Origin of the sequence: Lelliottia wanjuensis, from assembly GCF_030238365.1 — a bacterium.
GTDB classification, from domain to species: domain Bacteria; phylum Pseudomonadota; class Gammaproteobacteria; order Enterobacterales; family Enterobacteriaceae; genus Enterobacter; species Enterobacter wanjuensis.
The window spans coordinates 158,678-175,436 of record NZ_JASSOT010000064.1 but is presented as its reverse complement, the minus strand read 5'-3'; the positions used below and the strand labels follow the sequence as shown (position 1 = coordinate 175,436).

Below are 16,759 nucleotides of genomic sequence, written 5' to 3'. Positions count from 1 at the left end.
TGTCACACAGGGATCGTAAATCGAAAGGTGAATTCAGCGTAAGAAGGTAACAATACAATCTTAAAAACAGAGTTCTGGAATTAACGGACAAATTTCCACACAGAAACAGGGATTTTGTCATACAGCTTATTCATGGTTAACTCGGCCAGACGGTGGTCGGCGGCTGAATAAAATACAGCCAGTTCATGATCGGGCAGCTCGTATTTATTTTTTTCAATAACACGTTCCAGGGTGTCCAGTGACTGGCAACGTCGCAAGCGCATCAAATAATCTGTCTTTGTTAATGGTTTATCAGACATAAATTCACCTTAGTATTTGTAATAATTTTAACAGGAGTGACTGACCGGGTTAGCTCTGCTCGCGTTGACGAAACAACGGAATAGGCGATTTCCCGATTTACGCCATTTTTGTAAATCCTGTGTGTTAATGCCATAACTGCTGAACAACATAAAGGTGTCGTCCAGATATTCATCAATTTGCTCAATCAATTTATTATCTTCATTGTACTTAATTTTATAATTAAGTGCGAAGGTTGCTATATGCTCAATGAGTTCATTGAGCTGCAAATTGATAGCGGAGGTCGGATCATTAACCCAGCCATGGTTACTTTCATCAAGATTGGCAAGGCAGTCATGGTACAAGGATTCGCAGAGAAATTTCAACTGCGCGATATCATGCCTTTTTGGCGAGTACTCGTCCATAGCGCATCCCCTTTTGAGTGATTCTTTACTCACCGAACATCAACGTCGGGATGGATACAACTAGCTTACCTTAACGGGTGCTTTTTCCTGATGTCTTTAACTATAAACCAGCCTGATCAAGATTTCACCGCGCTATTACGAAAAATTACAATTAAAACTTAAGCCACCAAACGTTGAGCGATTGTCCATCATTAATGGGGCCATTTTTAGCCTAATCAAGGCTGGCAATTTGGCTGCTACCTTAGGATTCATCAAGTTACCTTAAACTTTCGCATGAAATCAGGATTCGGACTTGTTGATTACACGACAAATTTAGCCAGGAATAATCCTAATATTCTTCCGCAGGAGATGAAATTAAAATTCGGCGTTTCATTGATTCACGAATTCATTAAACAACATACGCGTAATGAGGCTGACGTAAAATAAATAAACCAACAATAAGCGTAATTTATGATTTTGTTCAGACAAAGAAAAAGGCCGCAAATTGCGGCCTTTTTAGCATGTGAAACCGGTATCAGTGATGATCTACTGAGTGACTGTGTTCCACGTCTTCATTCTTACGGCTGAAGCGGCGGCGAACCACCACGAAGAACACCGGAACGAAGAAGATAGCCAGTACGGTTGCGGTAATCATCCCGCCCATGACACCGGTACCGACGGCGTTCTGCGCGCCGGAGCCTGCACCGGAGCTAATAACCAGCGGCATTACCCCGAGGATAAACGCCAGGGAGGTCATCAGAATTGGACGCAGACGCATACGTACGGCTTCAAGCGTTGCCTCAATCAGGCCCTTACCTTCTTTATCCATCAGATCTTTGGCGAATTCGACGATAAGTATCGCGTTCTTCGCCGACAAGCCAATGGTTGTCAGCAGGCCCACCTGGAAGTAAACGTCGTTGGTCAGGCCACGGAATGTCGCGGCCAGCAGCGCACCGATAACCCCCAATGGCACCACCAGCATGACCGAGAACGGAATCGACCAGCTCTCGTACAAGGCTGCCAGACACAAGAACACCACAATCAGCGAGATGGCGTACAGGGCAGGGGCCTGGTTACCGGACAGACGTTCCTGATAGGACATCCCCGTCCAGTCGTAGCCGATGCCGGAAGGCAGTTTCGCCGCCAGCTCTTCCATCAGGTTCATCGCTTCACCGGTACTTCTGCCTGGTGCTGCCTGACCGAGGATTTCCATCGACGGCAAGCCGTTGTAACGCTCCAGACGCGGTGAACCGTATTCCCAACGTGAGGTGGAGAAGGCGGAGAACGGAACCATCTGACCTTCGCTGCCGCGCACGTACCAGTTGTTGATATCGTTCGGCAACATACGGTATTGCGCTTCTGACATCACGTACACTTTCTTCACACGACCGCGGTCGATGAAGTCGTTGACGTAGCTACCGCCCCAGGCTGCGCCCAGCGTGGTATTGATGTCACTGATAGAAACGCCCAGCGCCTGTGCTTTTTCCTGGTCGATGTCAATCTTGTACTGCGGGGTATCTTCCAGGCCGTTAGGACGCACGCCGACCAGCAGGTCAGGGTGTTTCGCCACTTCACCAAACAGCTGGTTACGCGCCTGAGTCAGTTTTTCGTGACCCAAACCGCCCTGGTCAATCAGCTGGAAGTCGAAGCCGGTCGCGGTACCCAGTTCCACGATCGCTGGCAGGTTAAAGGCGAACACCATCGCATCTTTAATCTTCGAGAAGGTGCCCATCGCACGCCCGGTGATCGCTTCGACTTTGTTCTCTTCGCCTGGACGCTCGCTCCAGTCTTTCAGAGAGACGAAGGCAATACCGGTGTTCTGACCACGACCCGCAAAGCCAAAGCCGTTAACCGCAAACACGGATTCAACGTTCGCTTTCTCTTTGGTGAGGTAGTAATCGGTCACTTCATCCAGTACTTTCTGGGTACGCTCTTGCGATGCACCCGCCGGAAGCTGCGCCATGGTCAGGAACACGCCCTGGTCTTCGTCTGGCAGGAAGGAGCTTGGCAGACGAACGAACAGGAACGCCATGCCGACCACGATGATGATATAGAGCAGCAGATAACGACCGGTGCTGCGCAGGATGTTGCCCACGCTGTCGGTGTAGTGGTGCGTGCTCTTATCAAACATGCGGTTGAACCAGCCGAAGAAGCCTTTCTTGTTGTCGCCGTGATCGCCTTTCGCGACGGGCTTCAGCATGGTGGCACACAGGGCTGGCGTCAGGATCAATGCCACGAGAACCGACAGGGCCATCGCCGACACAATGGTGATGGAGAACTGACGGTAAATCGCACCGGTTGACCCGCCGAAGAAGGCCATCGGGATAAATACCGCCGACAGAACCATCGCGATACCGACCAGTGCGCCCTGAATCTGGCCCATTGACTTACGCGTCGCTTCCTTCGGCGGGAGCCCCTCTTCGGCCATCACACGCTCGACGTTTTCGACCACCACGATGGCGTCATCCACGAGCAAGCCGATGGCGAGCACCATCCCGAACATCGTCAGGGTGTTTATCGAGAAGCCGAATATCGCCAGTATGGCAAAGGTCCCCAACAGAACGACCGGTACCGCGATGGTTGGAATCAACGTCGCGCGGAAGTTTTGCAGGAACAGATACATCACCAGGAACACCAGGATGATCGCTTCGACCAGCGTTTTCACCACTTCGTGAATCGAGATCTTAACGAACGGGGTGGTGTCGTACGGGTAAACGATTTTCAGACCTGACGGGAAGAACGGCTCCATTTTGGCCAGTTCTGCACGGATCGCGGTTGCGGTATCCAGCGCGTTCGCGCCGGTCGCCAGTTTAATCCCCAGACCGGAAGCCGGCTGGCCGTTAAACTTCGCCACGATGTCGTAGTTTTCACCGCCCAGTTCGACCTTCGCCACGTCGCGCAGGCGAACCTGTGAACCATCCTGATTCACTTTCAGCAGAATTTTACTGAACTCATCGGCGGAGGTCAGACGGGTCTGCGCGATGATCGAGGCGTTCAACTGCTGCCCTTTCACCGGCGGCGTGCCGCCTAACTGACCGGCTGCCACCTGGGCGTTCTGCGCTTTGATCGCGCTGATCACGTCCACCGGGGTCAGCTGGAAGTTGTTCAGTTTGTTCGGGTCCATCCAGATACGCATCGCGTACTGCGAACCAAACAGCTGCACGTCACCCACACCAGAAGTACGGCTGATGGCGTCCTTCATGTTGGCGCCCACGTAGTCGGAAATATCCTCCTGCGTCATGGTGCCGTTGGTGTTGATAACGCCGACAACCATCAGGAAGCTACTGGAGGATTTCTCCACGCTCACGCCCTGCTGCTGGACTTCTTGCGGCAGTAACGGCATCGCCAGCTGCAGTTTGTTCTGCACCTGAACCTGCGCGATATCCGCATCGGTACCAGACTGGAAGGTCAGCGTGATCTGAACCGTACCGGTTGAGTCACTGTTGGAGGACATGTACATCAGGTTATCGATACCGTTCATGTTCTGTTCGATAACCTGTGTCACGGTGTCCTGCACCGTTTTTGCATCAGCCCCAGGATAGGTCGCGGTGATCGAAACGGCCGGTGGCGCAATCGTTGGATATTGCGCTACGGGCAGCTTCAGGATCGCCAGTCCCCCTGCAAGCATGATGATGATGGCGATCACCCATGCGAATATGGGGCGATCGATAAAGAAATTAGGCATGTCTTAACGGCTCCTGTTTAAGTTAAGACTTGGTTTGTTCTGACTGGCCACCGGCTGCGGCTTGTTGTTTATCGTCAGATTTGACTTCCTGGGCTTTCACCTGCGCGCCAGGACGTACTTTTTGCAAACCAGAGACAATCACGCGATCGCCATCTTTCAAACCGTCCGTCACCAGCCATTTGTCGCCAATCGCCTGCGTAGCAGTGATTTGACGCGTTTCGACTTTGTCATCTTTACCCACCACCAGCGCGCTGGCATCACCGCGCGGCGTACGTGTTACGCCCTGCTGTGGAACCAAAAGTGCGGTTGGGTTGGTGCCTTCTTCCAGACGGGCACGCACGAACATACCTGGCAACAGCGTGTGGTCAGGGTTCGGGAAGATGGCGCGTAAGGTGATAGAACCGGTGGTTTGGTCGACGGTCACGTCAGAGAATTCCAGCGCGCCAGCCTGTGGGAACTTGATACCATCATTGGTGACCAGCTCCACTTTGGCTTTGCCGTTTTCTTGTTTCAGCGCACCGCTTGCCAGCTCTTGTTTCAGACGCAGGAAATCGTTACTGGACTGCGTGACATCCACATAGATCGGATCAAGCTGCTGAACGGTAGCCAGCGCAGTGGCCTGTCCGTTCTGAACCAGCGCACCTTCTGTGACGGAAGATTTGCCAATGCGACCGCTGATAGGGGAGGTCACTTTGGTGTACGCCAGGTTAATGCGCGCCGTTTCAACCGCTGCTTTTGCCGCGAGTACCGCAGCGTTCGCCTGTTGAGAATCGGCCAGCGCCGTGTCGTAATCCTGTTGGCTGATGTACTGCGTGCCGAGCAGCTTTTTATAACGGTTCAGCGTCAGCTGGGAGATTTTGGCAGCTGCTTCGGCCTTTGCCAGATCGCCTTTCGCACTTTCGTACGCGGCCTGATAGGTTGCCGGATCAATCTGATACAGAGACACACCCGCTTCGATATCACCACCCTCGGTGAAGTTACGTTTCAGGATGATCCCGCTAACCTGAGGACGAACTTCCGCAACGCGGTAAGCGCTTGTACGGCCTGGTAATTCTGTGGTGATTTGAAGAGGTTCAGTTTTCAGCGTAACGACACCGACTTCTGGCATCTGCTGTGCTCCCTGTTGAGCCTGTTTCTCATCACATCCTGTAAGCGCTAAGCCGCCTGAGAGCATCAGAACGATCGCCAGAGGCGTTAACCCTCTGTTTTTGTTCATATGTAAACCTCGAGTGTCCGATTTCAAATTGATCAATGGATCAAAAGTCCGCAAACCCATTGCTGCGTTTATATTATCGTCGTGCTATGGTACATACATTCATAAATGTATGTAAATCTGACTCCTGTAAATTCATTGACGTATGGCACGAAAAACCAAACAACAAGCGCTCGAGACACGTCAACACATTCTGGATGTGGCATTACGTCTGTTTTCGCAGCAGGGGGTCTCTTCGACCTCTCTGGCGCAGATTGCTCAGGCCGCTGGCGTCACACGGGGAGCGATTTACTGGCATTTCAAAAACAAGTCAGATTTGTTCAGTGAAATTTGGGAGTTATCAGAATCCAGTATTGCCGATCTTGAGACTGAGTATCGGGCAAAATTCCCTGACGATCCACTCTCAGTATTGAGAGAAATTTTGGTTCATGTTCTTGAGGCGACAGTGATTGAGGAACGACGCCGCCTGATGATGGAGATCATCTTCCACAAATGCGAGTTTGTCGGCGAAATGGCCGTTGTACAACAGGCGCAGCGCAGTCTGTGCCTCGAAAGCTACGATCGCATCGAATATACGCTAAATCAATGTATTCAGGCTAACATGCTCCCGGCAAATTTGCTGACTCGTCGTACCGCTATTTTGATGCGCAGCTATATTTCCGGGCTGATGGAAAACTGGCTCTTTGCCCCCGAGTCGTTCGACCTGAGACAGGAGGCGCGCAACTACGTCGCCATTTTGCTGGAGATGTGCCAGTTCTGCCCGACGCTGCGCGGCGACCCTGATTCCCTTCCGGCCTGACTGGTGCCAGGAATTTTCCTGGACGCTGGCCTTCGCGCTATTCTGCCTGCACCTGCCGTGATATTCTTCGCGCCAGACTATTTCCGGTCATTTCTGACATCAAAATCATCACTATGCTGCACTACACACGCTCGCAAAACCCCGTTTTTGTCCTGATTTTCGCCGTGCTGTTTTTCTTCGCCACGGCTCCCGCCGTCCATGCCCGCGCTGACAATAACAGCGACGGCCCGACGCGGGCGGATATTCAGTCTCAGCTGGACACCCTGAACAAACAAAAAGAGCTGACGCCGCAGGAAAAGCTGGTGCAGGCCGATCTGGCCGAGACCATCGAGACGCTGGATAAAATCGAGCGCGTGAAAACAGAAACCACGCAGCTGCGCCAGAAAGTGACCGAAGCGCCGGACAAAATGCGTCAGGCGACGGCGGCGCTGAACGCCCTGAGCGACGTCGATAACGACGACGAGACCCGCAAGACTCTGGCGACGCTCTCCCTGCGCCAGCTGGAATCCCGCATGACCCAGGTGCTGGACGATCTGCAAACCGGGCAGAGCGATCTCGCCACCTACAACAGCCAGCTCGTCTCCCTGCAAACTCAGCCGGAACGCGTGCAGAACGCCATGTATTCGGCCTCGCAGCAGCTGCAGCAGATCCGTAACCGCCTGAATGGCACCACGGTGGGCGAAGGCGCGCTGCGTCCGACGCAGCAAACGCTGCTCCTGGCCCAGCAAACCTTGCTCAATTCGCAGATCGACCAGCAGCGTAAGAGCCTCGAAGGCAACACCATTTTGCAGGATACGCTGCAAAAACAGCGGGATTATGTCACCGCCAATATTAATCGCCTGGAGCATCAGCTCCAGCTGCTGCAGGAGGCGGTTAACAGCAAACGCCTGACCCTGACGGAGAAAACGGCGCAGGAAGCCGTCTCGCCGGACGAAACCACCCGCATCCAGAGTAACCCGCTGGTGAAGCAGGAGCTGGATATCAACCATCAGCTCAGCCAGCGTCTGATTCAGGCCACCGAAAGCGGTAACTCACTGGTTCAGCAAAATATCAAAGTGAAGAACTGGCTGGATCGCGCCCTGCAGGCGGAGCGCAATATCAAAGAACAGATTGCCGTCCTGAAGGGCAGCCTGCTGCTGTCGCGCATTCTGTATCAGCAGCAGCAGACGCTGCCGTCCGCCGACGAGCTGGAAGACATGACCAACCGCATCGCGGACCTGCGTCTGGAGCAGTTTGAGATCAACCAACAGCGCGACGCGCTTTTCCAGAGCGACGCCTTTGTCGCCAAAGTGGAAGAGGGTCATAACAGCGAAGTGAACGATGAAGTCCACGACGCGCTGCTGCAGGTGGTGGATATGCGCCGCGAGCTGCTGGATCAGCTCAACAAACAGTTGGGTAATCAGCTGATGATGGCGATCAACCTGCAAATCAACCAGCAGCAGCTGGTGAGCGTCTCGAAAAGCCTGAAAGAAATTCTGACCCAGCAAATCTTCTGGGTAAACAGCAACAAACCGATGGACTGGGACTGGATTAAATCCTTCCCGGAGACGCTGAAATCCCAGATCAAAAGCATGAAAATCACCGTCAACTGGGAGAAAGCCTGGCCTGCGGTGATGATTGCGTTTCTCGCCGGTCTGCCGTTGTTGCTGATTGCGGGACTGATCCGCTGGCGTCTGGGCTGGCTTAAAAAATACCAGGCTAAGCTCGCCCATGAAGTGGGACAGCTGCGCAATGACAGCCAGCTGCATACGCCGAAAGCAATATTGATCGATCTCATCCGCGCGCTGCCGGTGTGTCTGCTGATTCTGGCGGCGGGACTGATCCTGCTGACGATGCAGCTCAACATCAGCGATCTGCTGTGGGCGTTCAGCAAAAAACTGGCCCTGTTCTGGCTGGTGTTTGGCCTGTGCTGGAAAGTGCTGGAAAAAGACGGCGTGGCGGTGCGTCACTTCAATATGCCGGAGCAGCTCACCAGCCACTGGCGCCGCCAGATTGTGCGCGTGAGCCTGGCGCTGCTGCCGCTGCACTTCTGGTCGGTCGTGGCCGAACTCTCGCCGCTGCATCTGATGGATGACGTCCTCGGCCAACTCGCCATTTTCCTCAACCTGCTGCTGATTGCCGTGCTGATGTGGCCGATGTGCCGCGACAGCTGGCGGGATAAAGAGTCGCATAACATTCGGCTGATCACCGTCACCGTGCTGGCGATTATTCCGCTGGCGCTGATGGTGCTCACCGCCACGGGCTACTTCTATACCACGCTGCGCCTGTCGGGCCGCTGGATTGAAACCGTCTATCTGGTCATTCTCTGGAACCTGCTGTATCAGACGGTGCTGCGCGGTCTGAGCGTCGCGGCGCGCCGCATCGCCTACCGTCGTGCGCTGGCTCGTCGTCAGAATATGGTGAAAGAGGGCGCGGAAGGGGCGGAGCCGCAGGAAGAGCCGACCATCGCGCTGGAGCAGGTCAACCAGCAAACGCTACGTATTACCATGCTGGTGATGGTGGCGCTGTTCGGCGTGATGTTCTGGGCGATCTGGTCTGATTTGATCACCGTGTTTGCCTATCTCGACAGCATCACGCTCTGGCAGTACAACGGCACCGAAGCCGGTGCGGCGGTGATGAAAAGCGTCACCATGGGCAGCCTGCTGTTTGCGCTGGTCTCCACCGTGGTGGCCTGGGCGCTGATCCGCAACCTGCCGGGTCTGCTGGAAGTGCTGATCCTCTCACGCCTCAATATGCGTCAGGGCTCGTCTTACGCCATCACCACCATTCTGAACTATGTGATTCTGGTGGTCGGGGCGATGACCGTCTTCGGCTCGCTGGGCGTCTCGTGGGATAAACTCCAGTGGCTGGCAGCCGCCCTGTCGGTCGGTCTCGGTTTTGGCTTGCAGGAGATCTTCGGGAACTTCGTCTCTGGCCTGATCATTCTGTTCGAACGCCCGGTGCGTATCGGCGATACGGTCACCATCGGTACCTTCTCCGGGACGGTCAGCAAGATCCGTATCCGCGCAACGACAATCACCGACTTTGATCGCAAAGAGGTGATCATCCCGAACAAAGCCTTCGTCACCGAACGTCTGATCAACTGGTCGCTCTCCGACACCATCACCCGCGTGGTGATCCGCCTCGGCGTGGCGTACGGATCGGATCTGGACAAAGTGAAAGCGGTACTGTTGCAGGCCGCGACGGAGCATCCAAAAGTGATGCACGATCCGGCGCCGTCGGTGTTCTTCACCACCTTCGGGGCAAGCACCCTGGATCATGAGCTGCGTTTATACGTGCGTGAGTTGCGGGATCGCAGTTACGCGGTGGACGAACTGAACCGCACCATCGATCGTCTGTGCCGTGAGAACAATATCAATATCGCTTTCAACCAGCTGGAAGTTCACCTGCGAAATGAGAAGGGTGATGAGCATACGGAAGTGAAGCGTGAAGTGAAGGGCGATGACCCGACACCAGCTTGATCTTATTCCCTCTCCCTGTGGGAGAGGGTTAGGGTGAGGGGGAAACTACGGCGCTGAGTCAGGACGTAACTTCCCCTCAAAATCCCGCCGCACAATTTCCAGCGCTTTCAACACCGTCTCAGGCGCAAGGTCATGATTTTCCAGCAGCATAATCAGATCGACGGCCAGTTTGACTTCGTCGGGTGCGTTTTCCAGCGACATGTTTAGCTCCATTTAGCGGGTCATACGCGCAATCACGCGCTCTATCTCATCCAGCGCCTGACGGCAGCGGGTGAGTCGTCCTTCCAGGGCGGAAATTTCCCGCATCAAACGCTGCTGCTCTTCCAGGGTTTCGCTCCCTTTGAGCTGCTGTTCGCGCTCGTTTTTCATCGCGTACAGGCGACGTTCAAAATCCTGATGCTCCAGCCGTTTGCGCTGCCATTTCGCGGCACCGGGCGAGGGCGTGTCCCACGCGCGCAGCGGCCAGGCGGTCATCTCCCGGTGCAGGGCGGTGATCTGCTCTACCAGATGTTCCGCCAGCCACGCCACCTGCTCGGTTTGCTGGCTCTCGACGGCGTGACGAAGCTCATCAAGGTTATGCTGGGCTTCATCAAGATAATCTTTTATCAGCGTACTGCGGGTACGAAACAACTGCCGGTCAAAGCGTGGCTTCAGCGTCGCATGCTGCAACAGAGGTGATGCCTGCGCGCGCAGGGCGATCAACTGATTTTGCAGAGTCTCTAAAAGCAAGGCTGTTTTCAATACGCTCTCCAGTGGTAAAGTAGCCGTTCAGTTTGATAACGATTCGCATTATGAAGCGTACTATTTTAATCATCATTGGCTGGCTCGCGGTAGTGCTGGGTACGCTTGGCGTGGTTTTGCCGCTGCTGCCCACCACGCCCTTTATTCTGCTGGCGGCCTGGTGCTTTGCCCGCTCATCGCCGCGTTTTCACCAGTGGCTGCTTTATCGCTCCTGGTTTGGCGGCTATCTGCGCCACTGGCAACAATACCGGGCGATGCCGCCCGGCGCAAAGCCTCGCGCGATTGCGGTGATCCTCGTGACCTTCGCCATTTCATTATGGCTGGTGAAGATGATGTGGGTGCGTATCCTGCTGCTGGTGATCCTCTCCTGTCTGCTTTTCTTCATGTGGCGAATCCCCGTCGTTGATGAAAAGCAACAAAAGCACTGATGGGCAATGATGGCTGTTGCAATTATCCCCCGCAGCCAGTAAATTCGACCGTTTTCGAGCACAGGTGCGCCTGGTCAAAAGTTAATCAATTGTTACTTTGACCACATGTTATGCGCGCCGTGAGTAACACCGTTTTTAACCAGGCATACATTTATGACCGCGACTGCGCAGCAGCTTGAATTTCTGAAAAACAGCATCAAAAGCATCCAGGACTATCCAAAACCTGGCATTCTTTTCCGTGATGTCACCAGCTTGCTGGAAGACCCGAAAGCGTACGCACTCAGCATTGAACTGCTGGTTCAGCGCTATAAAAACGCCGGGATCACCAAAGTAGTAGGCACGGAAGCGCGTGGCTTCCTGTTCGGCGCACCGGTTGCGCTGGCGATGGGCGTGGGCTTTGTGCCGGTACGTAAACCGCGCAAACTGCCGCGTGAAACCATTGCCGAGAGCTATGAGCTGGAATACGGCACCGATCAGCTGGAAATTCACGTTGATGCCATCAAACCGGGCGACAAAGTGCTGGTGGTGGACGATCTGCTGGCGACCGGCGGTACGATTGAAGCGACCGTGAAGCTGATCCGTCGTCTGGGTGGAGAAGTGACCGACGCGGCCTTCATCATCAATCTGTTCGATCTCGGCGGCGAACAGCGCCTGGAAAAACAGGGTATCACCAGCTACAGCCTGGTCCCTTTCCCGGGTCATTAATCCCTCTTCCCGCAACCTCGCCCAATGGGTGAGGTTGTGTTAGCATTACCCCCCTGAATATCCACCTTCCAGCGTTGCAGAGCCTGCCCATGAGTTATCAGGTGTTAGCCCGAAAGTGGCGACCCCAAACCTTCGCTGACGTCGTCGGCCAGGAACATGTGCTGACCGCCCTGGCGAACGGTTTATCGCTAGGACGCATCCATCACGCGTATCTTTTCTCCGGCACGCGCGGCGTCGGTAAAACCTCTATTGCCCGTTTGCTGGCTAAAGGCCTGAACTGCGAAACCGGGATCACCGCCACGCCATGCGGCGTCTGTGATAACTGCCGGGAAATCGAGCAGGGGCGTTTTGTCGATCTGATCGAAATCGATGCCGCCTCGCGCACTAAGGTCGAAGATACCCGCGATCTGCTGGATAACGTGCAGTACGCCCCGGCGCGTGGCCGCTTCAAGGTCTATCTGATCGATGAAGTCCACATGCTGTCGCGCCACAGTTTTAACGCCCTGCTGAAAACGCTGGAAGAGCCGCCATCGCACGTCAAATTCCTGCTGGCGACCACCGATCCGCAAAAGCTGCCGGTGACGATCCTGTCGCGCTGTCTGCAGTTCCATCTGAAGGCGCTGGACGTCGATCAGATCCGCACTCAGCTCGAACACATTCTTGATGAAGAGAAGATCGCCCACGAACCGCGCGCCCTGCAGCTGCTGGCGCGTGCGGCGGACGGCAGTCTGCGTGACGCTTTAAGCCTGACGGATCAGGCCATCGCCAGCGGTGACGGCCAGCTGTCGACCGAGGCGGTGAGCACCATGCTCGGCACCCTCGACGACGATCAGGCCCTGTCGCTGATTGAAGCCATTATTGAAGCCAACGGCGAACGCGCCATGTCGCTGGTGAACGTCGCGGCCTCCCGCGGCGTGGAGTGGGAAGCGCTGCTGGTCGAAATGCTGGCCCTGCTGCACCGCGTGGCGATGCTCCAGCTCTCCCCATCTGCCATTGGCGCAGACATGGCGATGATCGAACAGCGCATGCGTGAACTTGCGCGCACCGTTCCACCGGCTGATGTGCAGCTCTATTACCAGACGCTGCTGATTGGCCGCAAAGAATTGCCGTTCGCACCGGATCGTCGGATGGGCGTCGAAATGACGCTTCTGCGCGCGCTGGCGTTCCATCCCCGGATGCCGCTGCCCGAGCCTGAAGTGCCGCGCCAGTCCTATGCCCCTGTCGCACCGACCGCGGTGATGACGCCTACGGCGATGCCGCAGCACGCTGCGCCACCGCCTGGGCCGGACGTCCCGCTGCCGGATGCCACCAGTTCGGTGCTCGCCGCGCGCAGTCAGCTACAGCGTGCGCAGGGAGCAACCAAACCAAAAAAGAGTGAACCGGCAGCGCCAGGAAGAGCGCGGCCGGTTAACAACGCCGCACTCGAACGACTGGCATCGGTAACGGAGCGCGTACAGTCGCGCCCGTCGCCGTCGGCGCTCGAACAGAAAGCCCCGGCGAAGAAAGAGGCTTACCGCTGGAAGTCGACCAACACCGCCGAAGAAGTGAAGGTGGAAGTGGCGACGCCGAAAGCGCTGAAAAAGGCGCTGGAGCACGATAAAACGCCGGAGCTTTCTGCGAAGCTCGCAGCAGAATCCCTCGAGCGTGACGCCTGGGCCGCTGAAGTCAGCCAGTTAAAGCTGCCGAAACTGGTCGAGCAGGTCGCGCTCAACGCCTGGAAAGAGCAGGACGGAAATCAGATCCGCCTGCATCTGCGCCCGGGTCAGCGTCATCTGAATTCCGCCAGCGCCCAACAGGTGCTGACGGAGGCGCTCTCCACATTACAGGGCGCGCCGGTTGAATTGACTATCATTGAAGATGATAATCCGGCGATGCGTACGCCGCTGGAGTGGCGTCAGGCAATTTATGAAGAGAAGCTCGCGCAGGCGCGCGAGTCGATTATTGCGGATAACAACATTCAGACCCTGCGCCGGTTCTTCGACGCCGATCTGGATGAAGAGAGTATCCGTCCCATTTGACCGTGAGTCTGACTCACAGTCGTTGTCCTTAACGTGACTACTTAAGAGAGAAGCCTATGTTTGGTGGTAAAGGCGGTCTGGGTAACCTGATGAAACAGGCCCAGCAGATGCAAGACAAAATGCAGAAAATGCAGGAAGAGATCGCACAGCTGGAAGTCACTGGCGAATCTGGTGCAGGTCTGGTCAAAGTGACCATCAACGGCGCGCATAACTGCCGTCGCGTGGAAATTGACCCAAGCCTGCTCGAAGACGACAAAGATATGCTGGAAGATCTGGTTGCCGCTGCGTTTAACGATGCTGCGCGCCGTATCGACGAAACCCAGAAAGAGAAAATGGCCTCTGTCTCCTCCGGGATGCAGCTGCCGCCAGGCTTTAAGATGCCGTTCTGATGCAAACCAGTCCGCTGCTCACGCAGTTAATGGAAGCGCTGCGCTGCCTGCCGGGCGTTGGCCCGAAGTCAGCCCAGCGCATGGCGTTTACGCTGTTACAGCGCGACCGCAGCGGCGGGATGCGCCTGGCGCAGGCACTGACCCGCGCCATGTCAGAAATCGGTCACTGTGAGGATTGCCGCACTTTTACCGAGCAGGACGTGTGTAACATCTGTTCGAATCCGCGTCGTCAGGAAAACGGTCAGATTTGCGTGGTGGAGAGTCCGGCGGACATCTACGCCATTGAGCAAACCGGGCAGTTTTCGGGCCGCTATTTCGTACTGATGGGCCATCTCTCTCCGCTGGATGGAATTGGCCCGGACGATATCGGTCTCGATCGCCTCGAGCAGCGTCTGGAGTCCGAGACGTTGACCGAAGTGATCCTCGCCACCAACCCGACGGTGGAAGGCGAAGCGACCGCGAACTACATCGGTGAACTGTGCGCGCAGTACGGCGTACAGGCGAGCCGCATCGCCCACGGCGTACCGGTCGGCGGCGAGCTGGAAATGGTCGACGGCACCACGCTGTCACACTCTCTGGCTGGACGCCACAAGCTTATTTTCTGACCAAACGGAGGCTGCAATCGTGGCCTCCGCTTGAAATTCTCTCCCGCTATCCCCATCTCACTCTCAACGTGTTCAAACCCCATTAAATGGCATTGTTGAGGTCGATCTAGATGAAAGGACAAGAAACCCGTGGTTTCCAGTCAGAAGTAAAACAGCTTCTGCACCTGATGATCCATTCCCTGTATTCCAATAAAGAAATCTTCCTGCGTGAGCTTATCTCCAACGCCTCGGATGCGGCGGACAAACTGCGTTTTCGCGCGCTGTCCAACCCGGATCTGTATGAAGGCGACGGTGAGCTGCGCGTGCGCGTCTCTTTTGACAAAGACAACCGCACCCTGACCATTGCCGATAACGGCATTGGTATGAACCGCGACGAGGTGATCGATCACCTCGGGACCATCGCGAAGTCCGGCACCAAATCCTTCCTCGAATCCATGGGCTCCGATCAGGCGAAAGACAGCCAGCTGATCGGCCAGTTCGGCGTAGGCTTCTACTCGGCCTTTATCGTGGCCGACAAAGTCACCGTACGCACCCGTGCGGCGGGCGACAGCGCGGAAAACGGCGTGTTCTGGGAGTCCCACGGTGAAGGTGAATACACCGTGGATGACATCACCAAAGCCGATCGCGGGACCGAGATCACCCTGCACCTGCGCGAAGGCGAAGACGATTTCCTGAATGACTGGCGCGTGCGCTCCATCATCAGCAAATACTCCGACCACATCGCCCTGCCAGTTGAAATTGAGAAAACCGAAGAAGTCGACGGTGAAACCGTGGTCTCCTGGGAGAAAATCAACAAGGCGCAGGCCCTGTGGACGCGTAACAAGTCTGAAATCAAAGACGACGAATACAACGAATTCTACAAGCACATCGCCCACGACTTTACCGATCCGTTGACCTGGAGCCACAACCGCGTGGAAGGGAAGCAGGAGTACACCAGCCTGCTGTACATCCCGGCCCAGGCGCCGTGGGACATGTGGAACCGCGATCATAAGCACGGTCTGAAGCTGTACGTGCAGCGCGTGTTCATCATGGACGATGCCGAGCAGTTCATGCCGAACTACCTGCGCTTCGTGCGTGGCCTGATAGATTCTAACGATCTGCCGCTGAATGTCTCCCGCGAAATCCTGCAGGACAGCACCGTCACGCGCAACCTGCGTAACGCCCTGACCAAGCGCTCCCTGCAGATGCTGGAGAAACTGGCGAAAGACGATGCTGAGAAATATCAGACCTTCTGGAAACAGTTTGGCCTGGTGCTGAAAGAGGGCCCGGCGGAAGATTCTTCAAACGTGGAAGCGATCGCTAAACTGCTGCGCTTCGCCTCGACGCACACCGACTCTTCCGAGCAGACCGTGTCTCTCGAAGAGTACGTGTCCCGTATGAAAGAAGGGCAGGAGAAGATCTACTACATCACCGCCGACAGCTATGCTGCCGCGAAGAGCAGCCCGCATCTGGAGCTGCTGCGTAAGAAAGGCATCGAAGTGCTGCTGCTTTCCGATCGCATCGATGAGTGGATGATGAACTACCTGACCGAATTCGACGGTAAATCTTTCCAGTCCGTGGCTAAAGCTGACGAGTCTATCGACAAGCTGGCTGACGAAGTGGACGAAACGGCAAAAGAAGCAGAAAAAGCGCTGGAGCCCTTCGTTGAGCGCGTGAAAACCCTGCTGGGCGATCGCGTGAAAGAGGTGCGCTTCACGCACCGTCTGACCGACACCCCGGCGATTGTCACCACCGACGCGGACGAAATGGGCACCCAGATGGCGAAACTGTTTGCCGCTGCCGGCCAGGCCATTCCGGAAGTGAAGTACATCTTTGAACTGAACCCGGATCACCCGCTGGTGAAACGCGCGGCGGACACTCAGGACGAAACCCAGTTTAACGAGTGGGTTGAGCTGCTGCTGGATCAGTCCCTGCTGGCCGAGCGCGGCACGCTGGAAGATCCGAACCTGTTCATCAAACGTGTGAATGCGCTGTTGATGGCGTAATCACCCGGCCTCCCCTGGTCTTCTCCCTCTCCCGTGGGAGAGGGCCGGGG

14 protein-coding genes and 1 other annotated feature are annotated in these 16,759 nt (G+C 55.6%); of the genes, 8 read left to right on the top strand and 6 right to left on the bottom strand.

Annotation, left to right across the window (positions count from 1 at the left end):
• Positions 1–80: 80 nt before the first annotated feature.
• The 4 genes from QQF33_RS17150 to acrA form a co-directional block, all read right to left on the bottom strand.
• On the bottom strand, positions 81–299 hold the full coding sequence (locus QQF33_RS17150; protein ID WP_012016344.1) for an HHA domain-containing protein: 219 nt from the start codon (positions 297–299) through the stop codon (positions 81–83).
• A 27-nt stretch (positions 300–326) separates the two neighbouring features.
• Positions 327–701 carry an Hha toxicity modulator TomB gene (gene tomB, locus QQF33_RS17145; protein ID WP_282492595.1) on the bottom strand — a complete coding sequence of 125 codons (375 nt, stop codon included), beginning with the start codon at positions 699–701 and terminating at the stop codon, positions 327–329.
• Between the two features lie 514 nt (positions 702–1,215).
• Positions 1,216–4,365, bottom strand: a complete 3,150-nt coding sequence (gene acrB, locus QQF33_RS17140; RefSeq protein ID WP_282492594.1) for a multidrug efflux RND transporter permease subunit AcrB — start codon at positions 4,363–4,365, stop codon at positions 1,216–1,218.
• A gap of 22 nt (positions 4,366–4,387) precedes the next feature.
• A complete protein-coding gene (gene acrA / locus QQF33_RS17135; protein WP_282492593.1) occupies positions 4,388–5,581 on the bottom strand; it encodes a multidrug efflux RND transporter periplasmic adaptor subunit AcrA in 1,194 nt (397 codons plus the stop codon).
• Between the two features lie 142 nt (positions 5,582–5,723).
• On the opposite strand from acrA, the gene acrR reads away from it, so the two are divergent.
• Together acrR and mscK are read left to right on the top strand one after the other, a co-directional pair.
• Positions 5,724–6,377, top strand: coding sequence for a multidrug efflux transporter transcriptional repressor AcrR (gene acrR, locus QQF33_RS17130; protein ID WP_285145186.1), 654 nt, complete (start codon positions 5,724–5,726; stop codon positions 6,375–6,377).
• A gap of 107 nt (positions 6,378–6,484) precedes the next feature.
• Entirely contained in the window at positions 6,485–9,838 is a 3,354-nt protein-coding gene (gene mscK / locus QQF33_RS17125) for a mechanosensitive channel MscK (RefSeq protein WP_285158360.1), read from the top strand.
• Positions 9,839–9,883: 45 nt separating this feature from the next.
• Here mscK and rsmS read toward each other — a convergent pair whose 3' ends face one another.
• Both rsmS and priC read right to left on the bottom strand, forming a co-directional pair.
• Complete coding sequence (gene rsmS / locus QQF33_RS17120) at positions 9,884–10,039, bottom strand: pleiotropic regulatory protein RsmS (RefSeq protein WP_285145185.1); 156 nt, start codon at positions 10,037–10,039, stop codon at positions 9,884–9,886.
• Positions 10,040–10,051: 12 nt separating this feature from the next.
• Entirely contained in the window at positions 10,052–10,579 is a 528-nt protein-coding gene (gene priC, locus QQF33_RS17115; protein ID WP_282492590.1) for a primosomal replication protein N'', read from the bottom strand.
• A gap of 50 nt (positions 10,580–10,629) precedes the next feature.
• Here priC and QQF33_RS17110 point away from each other — a divergent pair, with 50 nt between their 5' ends.
• From QQF33_RS17110 to htpG, 6 genes are all read left to right on the top strand, one after another.
• Entirely contained in the window at positions 10,630–11,007 is a 378-nt protein-coding gene (locus QQF33_RS17110) for a DUF454 family protein (protein WP_100777368.1), read from the top strand.
• A gap of 153 nt (positions 11,008–11,160) precedes the next feature.
• Positions 11,161–11,712, top strand: a complete 552-nt coding sequence (gene apt, locus QQF33_RS17105; RefSeq protein WP_285158294.1) for an adenine phosphoribosyltransferase — start codon at positions 11,161–11,163, stop codon at positions 11,710–11,712.
• An 89-nt stretch (positions 11,713–11,801) separates the two neighbouring features.
• Positions 11,802–13,730, top strand: coding sequence for a DNA polymerase III subunit gamma/tau (dnaX, locus tag QQF33_RS17100; RefSeq protein WP_282492588.1), 1,929 nt, complete (start codon positions 11,802–11,804; stop codon positions 13,728–13,730).
• Positions 13,060–13,124: a sequence feature (DnaX frameshifting element), on the top strand. Its footprint overlaps the gene before it by 65 nt.
• Positions 13,731–13,786: 56 nt before the next feature.
• Positions 13,787–14,119 carry a YbaB/EbfC family nucleoid-associated protein gene (locus QQF33_RS17095; RefSeq protein ID WP_052283815.1) on the top strand — a complete coding sequence of 111 codons (333 nt, stop codon included), beginning with the start codon at positions 13,787–13,789 and terminating at the stop codon, positions 14,117–14,119.
• A complete protein-coding gene (recR, locus tag QQF33_RS17090; RefSeq protein WP_282492587.1) occupies positions 14,119–14,724 on the top strand; it encodes a recombination mediator RecR in 606 nt (201 codons plus the stop codon). Before QQF33_RS17095 ends, recR begins: the two co-directional genes overlap by 1 nt.
• Before the next feature lie 110 nt (positions 14,725–14,834).
• Entirely contained in the window at positions 14,835–16,709 is a 1,875-nt protein-coding gene (htpG, locus tag QQF33_RS17085; protein WP_282492586.1) for a molecular chaperone HtpG, read from the top strand.
• Positions 16,710–16,759: the final 50 nt, after the last annotated feature.

Coding starts and splice junctions, on each gene's coding strand:
- recR (WP_282492587.1), top strand. CDS start 14,119: ATGCAAACCAGTCCGCTGCTCACGCAGTTAATGGAAGCGCTGCGCTGC.
- dnaX (WP_282492588.1), top strand. CDS start 11,802: ATGAGTTATCAGGTGTTAGCCCGAAAGTGGCGACCCCAAACCTTCGCT.
- acrR (WP_285145186.1), top strand. CDS start 5,724: ATGGCACGAAAAACCAAACAACAAGCGCTCGAGACACGTCAACACATT.
- htpG (WP_282492586.1), top strand. CDS start 14,835: ATGAAAGGACAAGAAACCCGTGGTTTCCAGTCAGAAGTAAAACAGCTT.
- QQF33_RS17110 (WP_100777368.1), top strand. CDS start 10,630: ATGAAGCGTACTATTTTAATCATCATTGGCTGGCTCGCGGTAGTGCTG.
- rsmS (WP_285145185.1), bottom strand. CDS start 10,039: ATGTCGCTGGAAAACGCACCCGACGAAGTCAAACTGGCCGTCGATCTG.
- tomB (WP_282492595.1), bottom strand. CDS start 701: ATGGACGAGTACTCGCCAAAAAGGCATGATATCGCGCAGTTGAAATTT.
- QQF33_RS17095 (WP_052283815.1), top strand. CDS start 13,787: ATGTTTGGTGGTAAAGGCGGTCTGGGTAACCTGATGAAACAGGCCCAG.
- apt (WP_285158294.1), top strand. CDS start 11,161: ATGACCGCGACTGCGCAGCAGCTTGAATTTCTGAAAAACAGCATCAAA.
- QQF33_RS17150 (WP_012016344.1), bottom strand. CDS start 299: ATGTCTGATAAACCATTAACAAAGACAGATTATTTGATGCGCTTGCGA.
- acrB (WP_282492594.1), bottom strand. CDS start 4,365: ATGCCTAATTTCTTTATCGATCGCCCCATATTCGCATGGGTGATCGCC.
- acrA (WP_282492593.1), bottom strand. CDS start 5,581: ATGAACAAAAACAGAGGGTTAACGCCTCTGGCGATCGTTCTGATGCTC.